The following is a 15,883-nucleotide window of genomic DNA, read 5'->3' as shown; positions in this document are numbered from 1 at the left end:
CGAGGACGACATGGATGCGGTGATCGACAATCTCGCGTTCTTCATCGACGGTTTCGGCCGCACCCTCGCGCTCCTCGGTATCGCGGGAATCGGCGCCTTCGCGCTCGGTGCTGTCGTCGCCGCGATGCGCATCTCGCCGGTCGCGTCTCTGCGCATGATCGCCACCGGGTACACCGAGCTCGTGCGCAACACCCCACTGACCCTCGTGCTCTTCGGGTGCGCCAACGTCGTGCCCTACCTCGGGGCACGCATCGACTACTTCACTCTCGCGGCGATCGGGTTGACGGTCTACACCTCGCCCTTCATCGCCGAAGCCATCCGCTCGGGGGTCAACGGCGTGCCGATCGGCCAGGCCGAGGCGGCGAGGAGCATCGGACTCACGTTCGGGCAGAGCCTCACGACCGTCGTTCTTCCTCAGGCGATCCGCATGGTCATCCCGCCCCTCATCAACGTCGTGATCGCCCTCACCAAGAACACCTCCGTCGCCGGAGCCTTCTTCGTCTTCGAGCTTCTCGCGGCCGCCCGACGTGTCATCAACCTCCGCGGTGACGAAACGATCATGATCCTTCTCGCCGCGGCGGTCTTCTACCTCGTCATCACGATCCCCCTCGGCCTCATAGCGGGCCGTATCGAGAACAAGGTGGCGGTGCTGCGATGAGTGCTTCCGTTCTGTACGACGCCCCGGGCCCGAAGGCCCGTCGGCGCTCCCGCATCGTCTCCGTAGTCGCGGCCGTTCTGCTCGTCGCGGGCGTGGCCTGGCTCGTGCTCTCGCTCGGCGCCGAGCGCACGACCGCCGCCGGATCCACTCAGCCCGGGCTGTGGGACGCCTCGCGCTGGGACATCTTCCTCGACCTCGCCGTCTGGCGGGCCATCGGCCGCGGCGTCGTCGCGACCCTCCAGATGGCCGCCGTCGCCGCCGTCTTCGCCCTCGTCATCGGTGTGCTCTTCTCGTTCGGACGCACCGCTCGCGCGTCGTGGATCCGCATCCCGACCGCGGTGCTCCTCGAGTTCTTCCGCGGCATGCCCGTGCTGCTCATGATGCTCTTCGCCCTCCTCGTGTTCTCGACCGGCTCGTTCTGGGCCGGGGTGTCGGCTCTCGCGGTCTACAACGGTGCGCTCATCGGAGAGATCCTGCGCGCGGGCATCCGATCGCTCCCGAAGGGCCAGGGCGAGGCCGGGCTCGCGATCGGTCTCACCCCGATTGCCACGCGATTCCTCATCGAATTTCCGCAGGCGTTCCGTCAGATGCTGCCGATCATCATCGCCCAGTTCGTCGTGCTCCTGAAAGACACGGCTCTCGCCTACATCGTCGGCTACGCGGAGCTGCTCCGCATCGGCATCAACCAGCTGTCGAACTTCTTCGGCAACCGCTACTTCTTCTCGCTCTTCTTCGTCGTCGTCGTGATCTACCTCGTGCTCAACCTCGTGCTGTCGGCCGTGGCGCGGTTCGTCGCGAAGCGCACGGGGAGCAAGTCGACGATCGACCCCGGTATCCCGTCGAGGAGCATCTTCAGCACCTCGCGGCGGAACACCGAGACCGTCGTCGACGATCACGAACCGGGTTCGACGAAAGCGCCCTGACCCGTAAACTCGTCTCTTGTGCCAGACGACCAACTCATCACCGAATCCGCTGTAAGCGCGGCCGTGGACGCCGCGATCGCGGCGATCTCGGTAGCCCCGAACTCGGCCGACCTCAAGGTCGTGCGCGCGGCGCACACCGGTGAGGCGTCTGAGCTCGCTCGGTTCAACGCCGCGATCAAGACGCTGCCCGGCGACCAGAAGGCCGCGGCGGGCAAGCTCGTCGGGGGAGCGCGCGGCCGGGTCGCCGCGGCGATCGCCGCTCGCGAGGCCGAACTCGTCGAAGCCGAAGAGACCGCGAGGCTCGCGGAGGAGTCGGTGGATGTCACGGCCCTCCGCCCGCGCATGACGCCCGGGGCGAGACATCCTCTGTCCCTGCTCATGGAGCAGATCGGCGACATCTTCGTCGGCATGGGGTGGGAGGTCGCCGAAGGCCCCGAACTCGAGAACGAGTGGTTCAACTTCGACTCGATGAACTTCGACGAAGACCACCCCGCGCGCGCGATGCAGGACACCTTCTTCGTCGACCCTGTCGACAGCCACCTCGTGCTGCGCACGCACACGAGCCCCGTGCAGACGAGGTCGATGCTCGACCGTGTGCCGCCGATCTACGTCGTGGCGCCGGGCAAAACATTCCGCACCGACGAGCTCGACGCGACCCACACTCCCGTGTTCCACCAGGTCGAGGGGCTCGCGGTCGATCGCGGTCTCACGATGGCGCACTTGCGCGGCACCCTCGAGCACTTCGCGCGCCTCATGTTCGGCGAGGAGGCGAAGATCCGCTTGCGCCCCAACTACTTCCCCTTCACCGAGCCGAGCGCCGAGATGGATGTCTGGCAACCCCAGGCCAAGGGCGGGCCGCGATGGGTCGAGTGGGGTGGCTGCGGCATGGTCAACCCCAACGTCTTGCGCGCCTCCGGCATCGACCCCGAAGAGTTCCAGGGCTTCGCCTTCGGAATGGGGATCGAGCGCACCCTGCAGTTCCGCAACGAGCTCAACGACATGCGCGACATGGTCGAGGGCGATGTCCGCTTCAGTCAGCAGTTCGGAATGGTGGTCTGATGCGTATCCCGATCAGTTGGCTCGGCGAGTTCGTCGAGATCCCCGAGGGCACGACCCCCGACGACATCCACGCTGCCCTCGTGAAGGTCGGCTTCGAGGAGGAGGGCACGCACGATTTCGCCCTCACCGGCCCCGTCGTCGTCGGTGAAGTGCTCGAGGCGACGCCCGAACCGCAGTCGAACGGCAAGACCATCAACTGGTGCCAGGTCGATGTCGGTCCGTCGGCGGGTTCCGGGATCACGCGCGACGTGCGCGGCATCGTCTGCGGTGCGCACAACTTCGTCATCGGCGACAAGGTCGTCGTGTCGCTCCCCGGCGCGGTCCTCCCCGGGCCTTTCCCCATCGCCGCGCGCAAGACCTACGGGCACGTGTCAGACGGGATGATCGCGTCGGCGCGCGAGCTCGGTCTCGGCGACGAGCACGACGGCATCCTGCGTCTCACCGAACTCGGGCTCGACCCCGAGCCGGGAACCGATGCGATCGCTCTCCTCGGGCTCGACGACTCGGCCGTCGAGATCAACGTGACACCGGATCGCGGCTACGCGTTCTCGATCCGCGGGGTCGCTCGCGAGTTCAGTCACTCCACCGGAGCGCATTTCACCGATCCCGCGTCCACCCCGCTCGCGGTCACGCCCGCGACCGGATTCCCCGTGACCCTCGCGGATGAGGCGCCCCTCCGAGGCCGCACCGGTGCGTCGGTGTTCGTGACCCGTGTCGTGCGCGGTGTCGATCCGACGCGGCCGACACCGGCGTGGATGGTCGCGAGGCTCGCCCTCGCCGGCATCCGCTCGATCTCCCTCGTCGTCGACATCACGAACTACGTGATGATCGAGCTCGGTCAGCCGACCCACGCGTACGATCTCGACGCACTCTCGGGGGGCATCACCGTGCGCCGCGCGCGCGCGGGCGAAACGCTCACGACACTCGACGACCAGTCGCGCACTCTGAGCCCCGAAGACCTGCTCATCACCGACGAGTCGGGGGCGATCGGTCTCGCGGGCGTCATGGGCGGTGCGAGCACCGAGATCGGCGACACGACGCGCGACGTGCTCGTCGAAGCGGCGAATTTCGACCCCATCTCGATCGCGCGCACCGCGCGCCGTCACAAACTACCGAGCGAGGCGTCGCGGCGGTTCGAGCGCGGTGTCGATCCGGCGGTCGCCGTTCCCGCGGCCGCACGCGTCGTCGACCTGCTCGAGAGCCTCGCGGGCGGAACCGCCGACACGCTCGGTTCGGTTCACTTCGAGCACGCCGTCCCCGCACCCGTCGACCTCCCCGCCGGCTTCGTCTCCGGCCTCATCGGCGTCGACTACACGGATGACGAGATCGTCTCGTCCCTCACGGAGATCGGTGCGGTCGTGGAGACCGGTGACGGCGACTCCGGTTCCCCGTCTCTCACCGTGACACCTCCGTCGTGGCGCCCCGACCTCACGGGTAAAGCGGATCTCGCCGAGGAGGTCGCGCGCATCGTCGGGTACGACCGCATCCCCGCCGTGCTCCCGACCGCGCCTCCCGGGCGGGGGCTCACGCGAGACCAGCGCTTGCGCCGGGCCGTCGCGCACGAGCTCGCCGCGGGCGGTGCGACCGAGGTTCTCGCGTACCCGTTCGTGTCCCGATCGCGCATCGACACGTTCACGAACCCCGTCGTGGGCGAGGTCGCCGCGCTCAGACTCGCGAACCCTCTCGACGGGGAGTCCCCCTGGCTGCGCACGTCACTGCTTCCCGGTCTCATCGAGGTCGCGAGACGCAACCTCTCCCGAGGGCTCGTCGACCTCACCCTCTTCGAGATCGGAACGGTCGTCCGGCCCGCCGCGGGCGTGGCCTACGGCAGCTCGACGCTGCCCCCGGCCGCCGCTCGCCCCGCCGACGACGTGCTCGACTCCCTCAACGGTTCCATCCCGCCTCAGCCTCGGCACGTCGCGGGGCTCGCGCTCGGCTCGGTCGTCGCGAAGAGCCCCGGTCGCCCGGCGGTCGCGGCGGGTGTCGGCGATGCCATCACCGCGGTCGCGCACCTCGAAGCGGCCCTCGGGATGTCGATCACGACGCGCCAGGGACAGCACCAGGCCATGCACCCCGGTCGCACCGCCGAACTCGTCGTCGGCGAGACGACTGTCGGGTTCGCGGGGGAGTTGCTCCCGGCCCTCGCGCTCTCGCTCGATCTGCCGCGCACGGTCGCGGTCTGGGAGCTCGACCTCGACGCACTCATCCGCCTGGCTCCGCTCGAGGTCGCGCCGGAACCCATCGCGACCCTCCCGGCCGCGACCCAGGACCTCTCGCTCGTCGTCGATCGCGAGGTGCCCGCGGGCGATGTGCTCGCGGCGATCATCGAGGGTGGCGGCGAGCTGCTCGAGCGGGCGACCCTCGTCGACGACTACCGCGGTGCCGGTCTCGACGAGCGAGCCAAGTCGCTCACGTTCGCGTTGCGTTTCCGCGCGCGCGACCGCACCCTCACGGCGAGCGAGGCGAGCGAAGCGAAACTCGCGGGTGCCGCGCTCGCGCGCGACCGCTTCGGGGCCACGGTGCGCGAGTGACGCGCTCACCCGATTCGCCCGCGACGCGCGGCGAGGAGTACGCTCTCCCCGTGACCGACATCCGCACCTCCGCCTCGCGCGCCCTCTCGGCGCGCCGCGTGGTGCGACGTCGTGTCGTGGGCGAGCGATTCTGGGCGCCGCTTCCGTCGTGAGCTGACCGCTCGCCGTGGAGTGTCGCCGGACCAGTCCCTTGTCCCTCCTCTCCTAAGGTTGAGCTATGTCCTTTGTCGTCGCGGTCGCCGGAGCGAGCGGCTACGCCGGTGGTGAGCTGCTGAGATTGCTCGCAGCGCACCCCGAATTCGAAGTCCGCACCGTCACCGGCCACTCGAGTGCCGGCCAGCGACTCGGTGAGGTGCAGCCTCACGTGCGCTCCCTCGCGCACCTCGAACTCGTCGAAACCACGCCCGAGGCCCTGCGCGGGCACGACGTCGTCTTCGTCGCCGTTCCCCACGGAAAGTCGGGCGCGGTCACGGCCGACCTCGACCCCGACACCCTCGTGATCGATTGCGGCGCCGATCACCGGCTCACGGATGCCGACGACTGGGCGCAGTTCTACGGCGGCGAGTTCTTCGGCGCGTGGGCATACGGGCTACCCGAACTCGTGCTCGAGCACGGCGGTTCGCAGCGGGAGAAGCTCGTCGGTGCCCGGCGCATCGCGGTGCCGGGGTGCAACGTCACGGCCATCACACTCGGTCTCGCTCCGGGCATCCGCGCGGGCGTCATCGCGCCCGACGACATCGTGGCGGTTCTCGCGGTCGGCACGTCGGGTGCGGGCAAGAGCCTCCGGCAGGACCTCTTGTTCAGCGAGCAGAGCGGGTCGGCGAGCGCGTACGCCGTGGGTGGCTCCCACCGGCACAACCCCGAGATCCGCCAGAACCTGACCGCGGCGGGCGGCGAGTCGGTGAGCGTCTCGTTCACGCCCATGCTCGTTCCGATGTCGCGGGGCATCCTCGCGACATCCACCGCCAAGTTCGCGCCGGGGATCCCGGCGTCGGATGTGCGCTCGGCGTGGGAGATCGCCTACGCCAACGAGCCGTTCGTGCACGTGCTCCCCGACGGGCGCTTCCCTCGGTCGGGCGACACGACGGGAGCCAACACCGCGCTCATCGGGCTCGCGATCGATGAAGCCGCCCACCGCGTCGTCACCGTCACGGCGATCGACAACCTCGTCAAGGGCACCGCGGGTGCCGCCATCCAATCGGCCAACATCGCCCTCGGTCTGCCCGAGACGCTCGGCCTCCCGACAGACGGAGTCGCCCCGTGAGCGTCACCCATCCCGCCGGTTTCACGGCTGCCGCGACCACGGCCGGTCTCAAGTCGAGCGGCGGGCTCGACCTCGCGATCGTGCACAACCTGGGGCCGGATCAGAGCGCCGCGGCGGTGTTCACGAGCAACCGCGCGAAGGCCAATCCGATCATCTGGTCGCAGCAAGCGGTGAGCGACGGCATCGTCTCGGCGATCGTGCTCAACTCCGGAGGGGCCAATTGCTACACGGGCTCCGCGGGATTCCAGGTGACCCACGCCACGGCCGAAGCCGTCGCCGAGCGGCTCGGGGTGTCGGCGACCGACGTGCTCGTGTGCTCCACGGGGCTCATCGGCCAGCAGTTGCCTCTCGAGCCGATCGTGGCCGCGATCCGCGGAGCCGAACTCTCGGCCGAGTCGGGTGCCGACGCCGCGCGCGCCATCATGACGACAGACAGCAGACCCAAGACCGCGATCGTCGAGCGCGACGGTTGGTCGATCGGCGGAATGGCCAAGGGTGCGGGGATGCTCGCGCCCGGCCTCGCGACGATGCTCGTCGTGCTCACGACGGATGCCGTCGTCGACTCGGTCACGCTCGACTCGGCTCTGCGGTCGTCGACGCGCGTCACGTTCGACCGCCTCGACTCCGACGGCTGCATGTCGACGAACGACCAGGTAACGCTCCTCGCGAGTGGGGCGTCCGGTGTCGCGCCGACCGCCGACGAGTTCACGGCCGCCGTCACCGAGTTGTGTCTCGACCTCGCTCTCCAGCTGCAGGGTGACGCCGAGGGGTCGAGCCACGACATCACGATCGAGACGATCGGGGCCGCGAGCGTCGAGGACGCCGTCGAGGTCGGGCGGTCGATCGCCCGCAACAACCTCTTCAAGGCGGCGGTGTTCGGCAACGATCCCAACTGGGGGCGTGTGCTCGCGGCCGTGGGCACGACGGCCGCGGAGTTCGATCCCTATGCGATCGACGTCGCGATCAACGGGGTCTTCGTGTGCCGCTCGGGCGAGCCCGGCGAGTCGCGAGACCTCGTCGACCTCGCGCCCCGCGCCGTGCACGTGCTCGTCGACCTCAAGTCGGGGGAGCACACCGCGACCGTGTGGACGAACGACCTGACCCACGACTACGTCCACGAGAACAGCGCGTACTCGAGCTGATGGCTATCGACATGGAGGAGCAAGAGCTCGCCGCCGTCAAGGCGGCGACGCTCATCGAGTCGCTGCCGTGGCTCAAGCGGTATTCCGGCAAGGTCGTCGTGGTCAAGTTCGGCGGAAACGCGATGGTCGACGACGACCTCAAGCGAGCGTTCGCCGAAGACATGGTCTTCTTGCGCTACGCGGGCCTCCACCCTGTGGTCGTGCACGGCGGCGGGCCGCAGATCTCGGCCGCGCTCAGTGCTCAGGGCATCGAGAGCGAGTTCCGGGGCGGCTATCGCGTCACGAGCACCGAAGCGATCACGGTCGTGCGCAAGGTTCTCGCCGAGGAGGTCAACCGCGAGATCGTCGATCTCATCAACGAGCACGCGGATGCCGGACATCCCACGCTCGGTGTCGGCGTCTTCGGTGACGGCCTCTCGCTCTTCTCGGGTCAGCGCAAGGGTGTCGTCGTCGACGGCGAGACCTTCGATCTCGGGCACGTCGGTGACATCACGAGCGTCGACCCCTCGAGTGTGCTCCGCGTCATCGAGCAGGGGCTCATCCCCGTGGTCTCGTCGATCGCCTCGAACGATGCCGATCCGACCGCCGCGCTCAACGTCAACGCCGATGCAGCCGCGGGGGCACTCGCGATCGCTCTCGCCGCGTCGAAGCTCGTGGTCCTCACCGATGTCGCGGGTCTGTACCGCGACTGGCCCGACCGCGAGTCTCTCGTCGACCTCATCACCGTCGATGAACTCACCGACCTGCTCCCGAGCCTCGAGTCGGGAATGATCCCCAAGATGACGGCGTGTCTCGACGCGGTCACGGGCGGGGTCGGCGGTGCGACGATCATCGACGGCCGCATCCCTCACGCCATCCTCCTCGAGGTCTTCACCCATCGCGGTGCCGGCACCGAGGTCATCCCCAACGCACGGAGGCTCCAGTCGTGACTACGACACCCGAAACCATCGTTTCCGGCGCTGCCCCGGCAGCCACCGAGGTCGACGGCGAGCAGTGGCGACCCCGATTCGGCGCGGCCCTCATGGGGTCGCTCTCGACGCCCGCGATCATGCTCGAGCGTGGTGAGGGGTGTTACGTCTGGGATGTCGACGGCACGAGGTACCTCGATTTCCTCGCCGGTATCGCGGTCAACGCGCTCGGGCACGCCCATCCCGTGCTCGTCGAGGCGGTGAGTCGACAGATCGCGACGCTCGCCCACGTGTCGAACTACTTCGCGACACCACCGCAGCTCGACCTCGCCGAGCGCTTGCGTCGCCTCACCGGTGCGGGAGACCGCGGCCGGGTGTACTTCGGCAACTCGGGTGCCGAGGCGATCGAGGCCGCGGTCAAGCTCGCGCGGCTCAATCGGGGTGACGGTTCGCGTCGGCGCATCATCACGCTCCAGAACTCGTTCCACGGGCGCACGATGGGCTCGCTCTCGCTCACGGGCAAGCCCGCGCTCCGTGAGGACTTCGAACCTCTGCTGCCGCACGTCGATCACATCGACACGACGATCGAGGCCCTCGAGGCGACGATCGACGACACGGTGGCCGCTCTCGTTCTCGAACCGATCAAGGGCGAAGCGGGAGTCATCGACCTCCCCGAGGGCTACCTCGTGCGCGCTCGCGAGTTGACCGAACAGCACGGCGCGCTCCTCATCCTCGACGAGATCCAGACCGGTGTCGGCCGCACGGGGGAGTGGTTCGCGTTTCAGCACGACGGCGTCGTTCCCGACGCGATCGCGCTCGCGAAGGGGATCGCGGGAGGCGTGCCGATCGGTGCGCTCGTGACGTTCGGGTGGGCTTCGGAGCTGTTTCAGAAGGGACAGCACGGCAGCACGTTCGGAGGCAACCCTCTCGCGACCGCGGCGGGCAACGCGGTGCTCGGTGAGATCGAGCGGGCGGGACTGGTCGAGAACGCCCGGCGCCGCGGCGAGCAGTTGCGCACCGCGATCCTCGCGCTCGGGTCGCCGCTCGTCACGGAGGTTCGCGGGCGCGGACTCCTCCTCGGCATCGGTCTCGCAGAGCCCGTCGCGAACGCGCTGTCCGCAGCGGCGCTGGATCGCGGACTCATCATCAACGCCCCCAACGACTCGAGCATCCGTCTCGCGCCGCCGCTCATCATCGGTGACGCCGAGGTCGACCTGTTCGTCGAACTCTTCGCCGCGGCTCTGGAGGCCGTCTCATGACCCGACACTTTCTTCGCGACGACGACCTCACGATGGCGGAGCAGACCGAGATCCTCGACCTCGCTCTCGAGCTCAAGAAGGACCGTTTCGCGGTTAAACCGCTCGCCGGGCCGCAGACCGTTGCGGTGATCTTCGACAAGTCGTCGACCCGCACTCGCGTGTCGTTCGCCGTCGGAATCGCGGATCTCGGCGGCGTGCCGCTCATCATCAGCACAGCCAACAGCCAGCTCGGTGGCAAAGAGACCGCGACGGACACCGCTCGCGTGCTCGAGAGGCAGGTCGCGGCGATCGTGTGGCGCACCTTCGCGCAGTCCGGGCTCGAGGAGATGGCCGAGTCGACGACCGTCCCCGTGGTCAACGGGCTCTCCGACGATTTCCACCCGTGTCAGTTGCTCGCCGACCTGCTCACCATCCGCGAACACCGGGGCGCCCTCGCCGGGTCGACGGTGACCTTTCTCGGAGACGGGGCGTGCAACATGGCGCAGTCGTACCTCCTCGCGGGAGCGACCGCGGGAATGCACGTGCGCATCGCGTCGCCGCCCGAGTTCTCGCCTACGCCCGCGGTCGTCGAGGCAGCCGAGGCCGCGGCAGCGAAGACCGGGGGCTCGGTCGAACTGTTCACCGATCCCGAGGCCGCGGTCGCGGGAGCGGATGTCGTCGTGACCGACACCTGGGTCTCCATGGGCAAAGAACAGGAGAAGACCGAGAGGCTCACGAGCCTCGGGGCCTACCGGGTCGACGCCGAGCTCATGGCGAAAGCCGCGAGTGACGCGCTGTTCTTGCACTGCCTCCCCGCCGATCGCGGCTACGAGGTGACCGCGGACGTCATCGACGGACCGCAGAGCGTCGTGTGGGATGAGGCGGAGAACCGTCTGCACGCGCAGAAAGCCCTGCTCGTGTGGTTGCTCGAGCGCACCGGCACCCGGGGGGCCGCTCGTGTCGGCTGACCACGGGTCGTCGGAGGCGCCGGCGGCCGAGCCGTCGAGCGCCGGAACGAACGAGGGCGCGCTGTGGGGAGCTCGATTCGCGAGCGGTCCGTCGCCCGAGCTCGCAGCGCTCAGCAAGTCCACCCACTTCGACTGGCAGCTCGCGCCATACGATCTCGCCGGGTCGCGCGCGCACGCACGGGCACTCGCCGCGGCCGGATACCTCACCGAGGTCGAGCTCGCGTCGATGACGGCGGCGCTCGAGACCCTCGCGCACCGCGTCGCCGACGGATCCTTGCAGCCTGCGGACAGCGATGAAGACGTGCACGGTGCCCTCGAACGCGCCCTCATCGAGGTCGCCGGCCCCGCGCTCGGCGGAAAACTGCGAGCGGGGCGCAGCCGCAACGATCAGGTCGCGACGCTCGTGCGGCTCTACCTCCTCGATCACGCGCACGCGATCGCCCGACTCGTCATCCAGCTCGTCGACGCGATCGCGTCGCAAGCCGAGCGTCACCTCGGTGCGCCGATGCCCGGTCGCACCCACTTGCAGCACGCCCAGCCCGTGCTGCTTTCCCACCATCTGCTCGCGCACGCGTGGCCTCTCGTGCGCGACCTCGAGCGACTTCGAGACTGGCGGGTGCGCGCATCCGTGTCGCCATACGGGGCCGGCGCTCTCGCCGGGAGCTCGCTCGGTCTCGACCCCGGCCTCGTGGCGAGCGACCTCGGACTGTCCGGTCCCGCCGAGAACTCGATCGACGCGACCGCGAGTCGCGATGTCGTCGCCGAGTTCGCGTTCATCGCCTCGCTCCTGGGCATCAACCTCTCGAGACTCGCCGAGGAGATCATCCTCTGGAACACTCGCGAGTTCGGGTTCGTGACTCTCGACGACGGCTACTCGACGGGTTCGTCGATCATGCCGCAGAAGAAGAACCCCGACATCGCCGAGCTCGCCCGCGGCAAATCCGGCCGGCTCATCGGCAACCTCGCGGGGCTCCTCGCGACTCTCAAGGGGCTGCCTCTCGCATACAACCGCGACCTGCAGGAGGACAAAGAGCCGGTCTTCGACTCGGTCGTGACCCTCGAGACCGTGCTGCCGGCGTTCACGGGGATGATCGCGACCGTGCGATTCGACACGGAGCGGATGGCCCAGCTCGCCCCCGAGGGGTTCAGCCTCGCGACCGACGTGGCCGATTGGCTCGTGCGCCGCGGCGTTCCCTTCCGCGACGCGCACGAAACGAGCGGGGCCCTTGTCGCGTTCTGCGAGTCCCGCGGCATCGACCTGCACGAGCCGACGGATGCCGAGCTCGTGGCGATCTCGCCGACCCTCGAACCCGGTGTGCGCGACGTGCTCTCGGTATCGGGGTCTATCGAGAGTCGATCGGGTGTCGGTGGAACGGCTCGGGTCCGGGTCGAAGAGCAGCTCGCCTCGTTGACGACGCGCGTGCGGGCCCTCTCGAGCGAGCTCTCGCCCGAGACGGTGAGGCCGGTCTCGTGACTCTGCGCAAAGACAGCGAGAGGCCGCGCAGGCAACCGCCCAAATCGAAGTGGGTCATGCCCGTGATCGTCGGATCGGCCGTCGTGGTGCTCGTGTTCGTCGGGGTCGTGCTGTGGCAATCCGGGCAATCGCTTTTCTGAGCCGGTGACGTGAGCGTGTTCGATCACTCTCTCCTCGAACAGGGAGCTCTCGCCGCCGCGCCGGCTCTCCTCGGGGTCACCATCCGCCACGGCGATGTCGCTGTCCGGCTCACCGAGGTCGAGGCGTACCTCGGAGAGGGCGACCCCGGATCCCACGCGTTCCGGGGGAGAACTCCACGAACCGCGGTCATGTTCGACCGCCCAGGTCGCCTCTACACGTATTTCAGCTACGGGATGCACACGTGCGCGAACATCGTGTGCTCACCCGTCGGGATCGCGTCGGCGGTGCTCATTCGTGCTGGCGAAGTCGTCGACGGCATCGATGTCGCTCGGTCTCGCCGCGCGACATCGAAGGGCGACGACGATCTCGCGCGGGGACCGGCCCGCTTGGCCGCGGCGCTCGGAATCACTCTCGAGCACGGGGGAGCGGATCTCGAGACGGGTCCGGTCACCCTCGACTTCGCATCGCGCCCGGCGGCAGGCACCGACATCCGATCGGGCCCGCGAACGGGCGTGGCGATGCCCGGCGGCTCCGACGTCTACCCCTGGCGGTTCTGGTTCGACGGGGATCCGACCGTGTCGCCGTATCGGCGCCACGTTCCCCGGCGGCGCGAGCGCGCCCCGGTCACACCCCGGTGACGAGCGAGACCGCGACGGCGCACACCGACGCCCAGGTGAGGCTCGCGAGAGTGCCGATGATGAAACGCTCTCGGGCGTGCTCGTTGTCGAGCTCGGAGAATCGGCCGAGGCCCTTGACCGCGACGATGATCGCGATCGCGGCGGGCTGACCCACGAGAACGGCTCCGATGAGCGCGAAGCGTTCGAGATAGCCGATCGTGATGCCGCCTCGAAGGATCTCCCGTTCGGGCAGCGGAGCGGAGGCGTCGCGAACGAGGATCCCTCCGTGCGCCCCCGGCCGCACCGCCCCTTTCGTCGCCGTCGCGAGCAGGAGGGTCACGGCGGGAGCTCCCCCGATGACGCCGATCCCGGTGAGCGCCGTGGCCATGAGAATCGCGATCGTGGGTTCGACGACGGGCGTGACGCCGACGGCCGAGGCGATGAGCACACCGATGATCGGGATCGCGCTCGCGGCGACGAGTCGGCGGCGGTCGGGACGTCCGGCGACGATAGCCGCCGCGACCGAGGCGAAGGTCAGGGCGATAGCGACGATCCACACCGTGATCTCGATCGTGGTCACGCCTCACTCCCCTTCTGCGCGAGGCGTTCGACTGCCTCGTCGAGGAGGCTAGCAATGGCCACCGTCGCTGCGGCGTCCGCCTTCACATTGGCTGCTCGGGCACGCTGACTCACGGATTGCGGACTGATGCCGAGTATCACGGCCACGTCGGTCTGGCTCACCCCGTTTCGCACGAGGTCGGCGACCTCCCAGCCCGCGGCGGATCGGCGGTGGCGGAGGATGAGGAGCATGTCGAGGAGTGCCTCGATGCGCTCGGCCACCTCGTGCGGGGGATCGCTCGCCACGGCGCAGTGGGTCGGACTCCGTTTGGACCGGTCGACGGCATCGCGCGCGGCGATGAACGCGGCCCCGGTGGCTTCACGCACACTCGGCGGAACGGGGGAGCGGATGTCGCCGAGCCCGAGTCCGACGCTCCACCTGCCCGTGCGCACGAGTTCGAGTGCGATCGCGAGAGCGGCGGAGCCGTCCGCGACGACCGTCTGGATCTCGTCGCCCGCCGTTCGTTCGGGAGTCAGCTCGATGGCGGTCCCGCCCACGCGCTCGATGATCTCGAGTGCGGCGGGCACAGCGTCGGACGATGAGCGACTGTCGCGTTGGTCTGCAGTGATGACGATCATGGTGCCTCCACAATCAATGCTACAGGCCTGATTGGCGACAATCAATGCTCAAAGCCTGATCAGCCCCGATCAGGTCTGAGGGCATGAGTGCGGGTCGCTGGTAGCCTGAGTCGGTGTCAGAAAAGCGGTTTCTCGAGTCCCAATCCAACGATCCGAGCTTCGATTCCGTGTGGGACGAACTCGTCTGGCGCGGACTCGTCCAGGTGTCGACCGATGCTGTCGCGCTCCGGACCGTCCTCGCCGGGCCGCCGATCACCTACTACTGCGGATTCGACCCGACCGCGCCGAGCCTTCATCTCGGAAATCTCGTGCAACTCCTCACGATGCGTCGACTCCAACTCGCCGGGCACCGACCTCTCGGGCTCGTGGGTGGGTCGACCGGCCTCATCGGAGACCCTCGACCGACCGCGGAACGCACGCTCAACACTCGAGACACCGTGGGGGAGTGGGTCGAGAGGCTGCGCGCGCAGGTGTCGCGGTTCCTGAGTGCCGAGGGCGCCAACGCCGTCCACCTCGTGAACAACCTCGACTGGACGGGCGGGCTGAGTGCCATCGACTTCCTGCGCGAGGTCGGCAAGCACTTCAGGGTCGGCACGATGATCAAGAAAGACGCCGTGAGCGCTCGGTTGAACTCCGCCGAGGGCATCAGCTACACCGAGTTCAGCTACCAGGTGCTGCAGGGCATGGACTTCTTGCAGCTGTACCGCGATTACGGATGCGTGCTCCAGACGGGTGGCTCGGATCAGTGGGGCAATCTCACCGGCGGAACCGACCTCGTCCACAAGGCCGAGGGGGCGAGAGTGCACGCGTTCGGAACGCCGCTCATCACGAACTCCGACGGCACCAAGTTCGGCAAGTCGGAGGGGAACGCGGTGTGGCTCGACCCCGCGATGACGAGTGCCTACGCGTTCTACCAGTTCTGGCTCAACACGGATGACGCGGATGTCATCCCCCGATTGAAGGTCTTCACGTTCTTGGGTCGCGCGGAGATCGAGCGCCTCGAGCTCGCGGTCGAGACCGAGCCGTTCCGGAGAGAAGCGCAGCGGGTACTCGCTCGAAGTGTGACCGATCTCGTGCACGGGGATAACGCGGCAGACGCGGCGATTGCCGCATCGAGTGCACTGTTCGGGGGTGGCGACCTTTCCGCGATAGCCGGATCGGATCTCGACGCCGCGATAGCGGAGCTGCCGTCGGTGTCGGCCGACTCGACGACATCGGTGATCGACGCGCTCGTCGCGACCGGTCTCGTCTCGAGTCTCGGCGAAGCGCGCCGAGCTGTCGCGCAGGGCGGGGTGTACGTCGATAACGTCGCCGTCGCCGATGCCGGCGCTCGTTTCGCGGACCTCGTCGACGGAGGGAGGCCCGCCGTTCTGCGGCGAGGCAAGAAGACTCTCGCGGGAGTGCGCTTCGATTCGGGCGCCGGTTCGTGAGCCCGTCGAGGTCTCTCGAGCTGAAAACCCCGGAAACACGGGCGACACGCCCGGGATGCAATCAGGATTTGCCGCGCCTCAGATAGCCCCGTAATGTCTTCTCTTGTCGCCCCAAAGGTGCGGGAAGCGGAAGAGCTTCTCGGCCTCAAGAGGGACCAAATCCAACAGACACACTGTCATTGACTAGTGTCACCTCGTCGAAGCTCCTCTTGTAGGAACGCCGGTACGAGATTAGGATGTAAGCCCCGTCTCCAGGTAGTTCAAATGGAACGGTTTCTGGCGCAATAGCGAGAAACCAGCCGATTTGACAAGCTGCCGCGAGATGGTAAGTTA

The 15,883-nt window shown here is 68.3% G+C and carries 16 protein-coding genes; 14 read left to right on the top strand and 2 right to left on the bottom strand.

Features of this window, described 5'->3' with window-relative positions:
- The first annotated feature begins 10 nt into the window (after positions 1 to 10).
- The 13 genes from ACLHIH_RS05960 to ACLHIH_RS05900 all read left to right on the top strand — a co-directional run bounded on the left by ACLHIH_RS05960 (position 11) and on the right by ACLHIH_RS05900 (position 12,944).
- A complete protein-coding gene (locus ACLHIH_RS05960; protein ID WP_411315774.1) occupies positions 11 to 658 on the top strand; it encodes an amino acid ABC transporter permease in 648 nt (215 codons plus the stop codon).
- Positions 655 to 1,581 carry an amino acid ABC transporter permease gene (locus ACLHIH_RS05955; protein WP_411315773.1) on the top strand — a complete coding sequence of 309 codons (927 nt, stop codon included), beginning with the start codon at positions 655 to 657 and terminating at the stop codon, positions 1,579 to 1,581. Before ACLHIH_RS05960 ends, ACLHIH_RS05955 begins: the two co-directional genes overlap by 4 nt.
- An 18-nt stretch (positions 1,582 to 1,599) precedes the next feature.
- Positions 1,600 to 2,640, top strand: a complete 1,041-nt coding sequence (pheS, locus tag ACLHIH_RS05950; RefSeq protein ID WP_411315772.1) for a phenylalanine--tRNA ligase subunit alpha — start codon at positions 1,600 to 1,602, stop codon at positions 2,638 to 2,640.
- Positions 2,640 to 5,171 (top strand): phenylalanine--tRNA ligase subunit beta, encoded by a 2,532-nt coding sequence (gene pheT, locus ACLHIH_RS05945; protein ID WP_411315771.1) that lies wholly within the window; start codon positions 2,640 to 2,642, stop codon positions 5,169 to 5,171. The genes pheS and pheT overlap by 1 nt, the downstream gene beginning before the upstream one ends.
- On the top strand, positions 5,168 to 5,323 hold the full coding sequence (locus ACLHIH_RS05940) for a hypothetical protein (RefSeq protein ID WP_411315770.1): 156 nt from the start codon (positions 5,168 to 5,170) through the stop codon (positions 5,321 to 5,323). The genes pheT and ACLHIH_RS05940 overlap by 4 nt, the downstream gene beginning before the upstream one ends.
- Positions 5,324 to 5,388: 65 nt before the next feature.
- On the top strand, positions 5,389 to 6,435 hold the full coding sequence (argC, locus tag ACLHIH_RS05935; RefSeq protein ID WP_411315769.1) for an N-acetyl-gamma-glutamyl-phosphate reductase: 1,047 nt from the start codon (positions 5,389 to 5,391) through the stop codon (positions 6,433 to 6,435).
- On the top strand, positions 6,432 to 7,577 hold the full coding sequence (gene argJ, locus ACLHIH_RS05930; RefSeq protein WP_411315768.1) for a bifunctional glutamate N-acetyltransferase/amino-acid acetyltransferase ArgJ: 1,146 nt from the start codon (positions 6,432 to 6,434) through the stop codon (positions 7,575 to 7,577). Before argC ends, argJ begins: the two co-directional genes overlap by 4 nt.
- Positions 7,577 to 8,506 (top strand): acetylglutamate kinase, encoded by a 930-nt coding sequence (gene argB / locus ACLHIH_RS05925; RefSeq protein WP_411315767.1) that lies wholly within the window; start codon positions 7,577 to 7,579, stop codon positions 8,504 to 8,506. The genes argJ and argB overlap by 1 nt, the downstream gene beginning before the upstream one ends.
- On the top strand, positions 8,503 to 9,744 hold the full coding sequence (locus ACLHIH_RS05920; protein ID WP_411315766.1) for an acetylornithine transaminase: 1,242 nt from the start codon (positions 8,503 to 8,505) through the stop codon (positions 9,742 to 9,744). The genes argB and ACLHIH_RS05920 overlap by 4 nt, the downstream gene beginning before the upstream one ends.
- Positions 9,741 to 10,691 (top strand): ornithine carbamoyltransferase, encoded by a 951-nt coding sequence (argF, locus tag ACLHIH_RS05915; RefSeq protein WP_411315765.1) that lies wholly within the window; start codon positions 9,741 to 9,743, stop codon positions 10,689 to 10,691. The genes ACLHIH_RS05920 and argF overlap by 4 nt, the downstream gene beginning before the upstream one ends.
- Positions 10,681 to 12,165, top strand: a complete 1,485-nt coding sequence (gene argH / locus ACLHIH_RS05910) for an argininosuccinate lyase (RefSeq protein ID WP_411315764.1) — start codon at positions 10,681 to 10,683, stop codon at positions 12,163 to 12,165. Before argF ends, argH begins: the two co-directional genes overlap by 11 nt.
- Positions 12,162 to 12,305 (top strand): hypothetical protein, encoded by a 144-nt coding sequence (locus ACLHIH_RS05905; RefSeq protein ID WP_411315763.1) that lies wholly within the window; start codon positions 12,162 to 12,164, stop codon positions 12,303 to 12,305. The genes argH and ACLHIH_RS05905 overlap by 4 nt, the downstream gene beginning before the upstream one ends.
- A 15-nt stretch (positions 12,306 to 12,320) precedes the next feature.
- Complete coding sequence (locus ACLHIH_RS05900) at positions 12,321 to 12,944, top strand: DNA-3-methyladenine glycosylase (protein WP_411316329.1); 624 nt, start codon at positions 12,321 to 12,323, stop codon at positions 12,942 to 12,944.
- Here the strand turns inward: ACLHIH_RS05900 and ACLHIH_RS05895 are convergent.
- Positions 12,931 to 13,503, bottom strand: coding sequence for a hypothetical protein (locus ACLHIH_RS05895; protein ID WP_411315762.1), 573 nt, complete (start codon positions 13,501 to 13,503; stop codon positions 12,931 to 12,933). The genes ACLHIH_RS05900 and ACLHIH_RS05895 overlap by 14 nt on opposite strands.
- The gene (locus tag ACLHIH_RS05890; RefSeq protein WP_411315761.1) at positions 13,500 to 14,120 is read right to left on the bottom strand and encodes a DNA-binding protein; all 621 of its coding nucleotides are present in this window, start codon (positions 14,118 to 14,120) and stop codon (positions 13,500 to 13,502) included. The genes ACLHIH_RS05895 and ACLHIH_RS05890 overlap by 4 nt, the downstream gene beginning before the upstream one ends.
- 113 nt (positions 14,121 to 14,233) lie before the next feature.
- On the opposite strand from ACLHIH_RS05890, the gene tyrS reads away from it, so the two are divergent.
- The gene (tyrS, locus tag ACLHIH_RS05885) at positions 14,234 to 15,550 is read left to right on the top strand and encodes a tyrosine--tRNA ligase (protein ID WP_411315760.1); all 1,317 of its coding nucleotides are present in this window, start codon (positions 14,234 to 14,236) and stop codon (positions 15,548 to 15,550) included.
- The last annotated feature ends 333 nt before the right edge of the window (positions 15,551 to 15,883 follow it).

The organism is Marisediminicola sp. LYQ134 (assembly GCF_046599635.1).
Lineage (GTDB): Bacteria > Actinomycetota > Actinomycetes > Actinomycetales > Microbacteriaceae > Marisediminicola.
The sequence above is the reverse complement of the archived record's forward strand: the minus strand, read 5'-3'. Positions and strand labels throughout refer to the sequence as shown.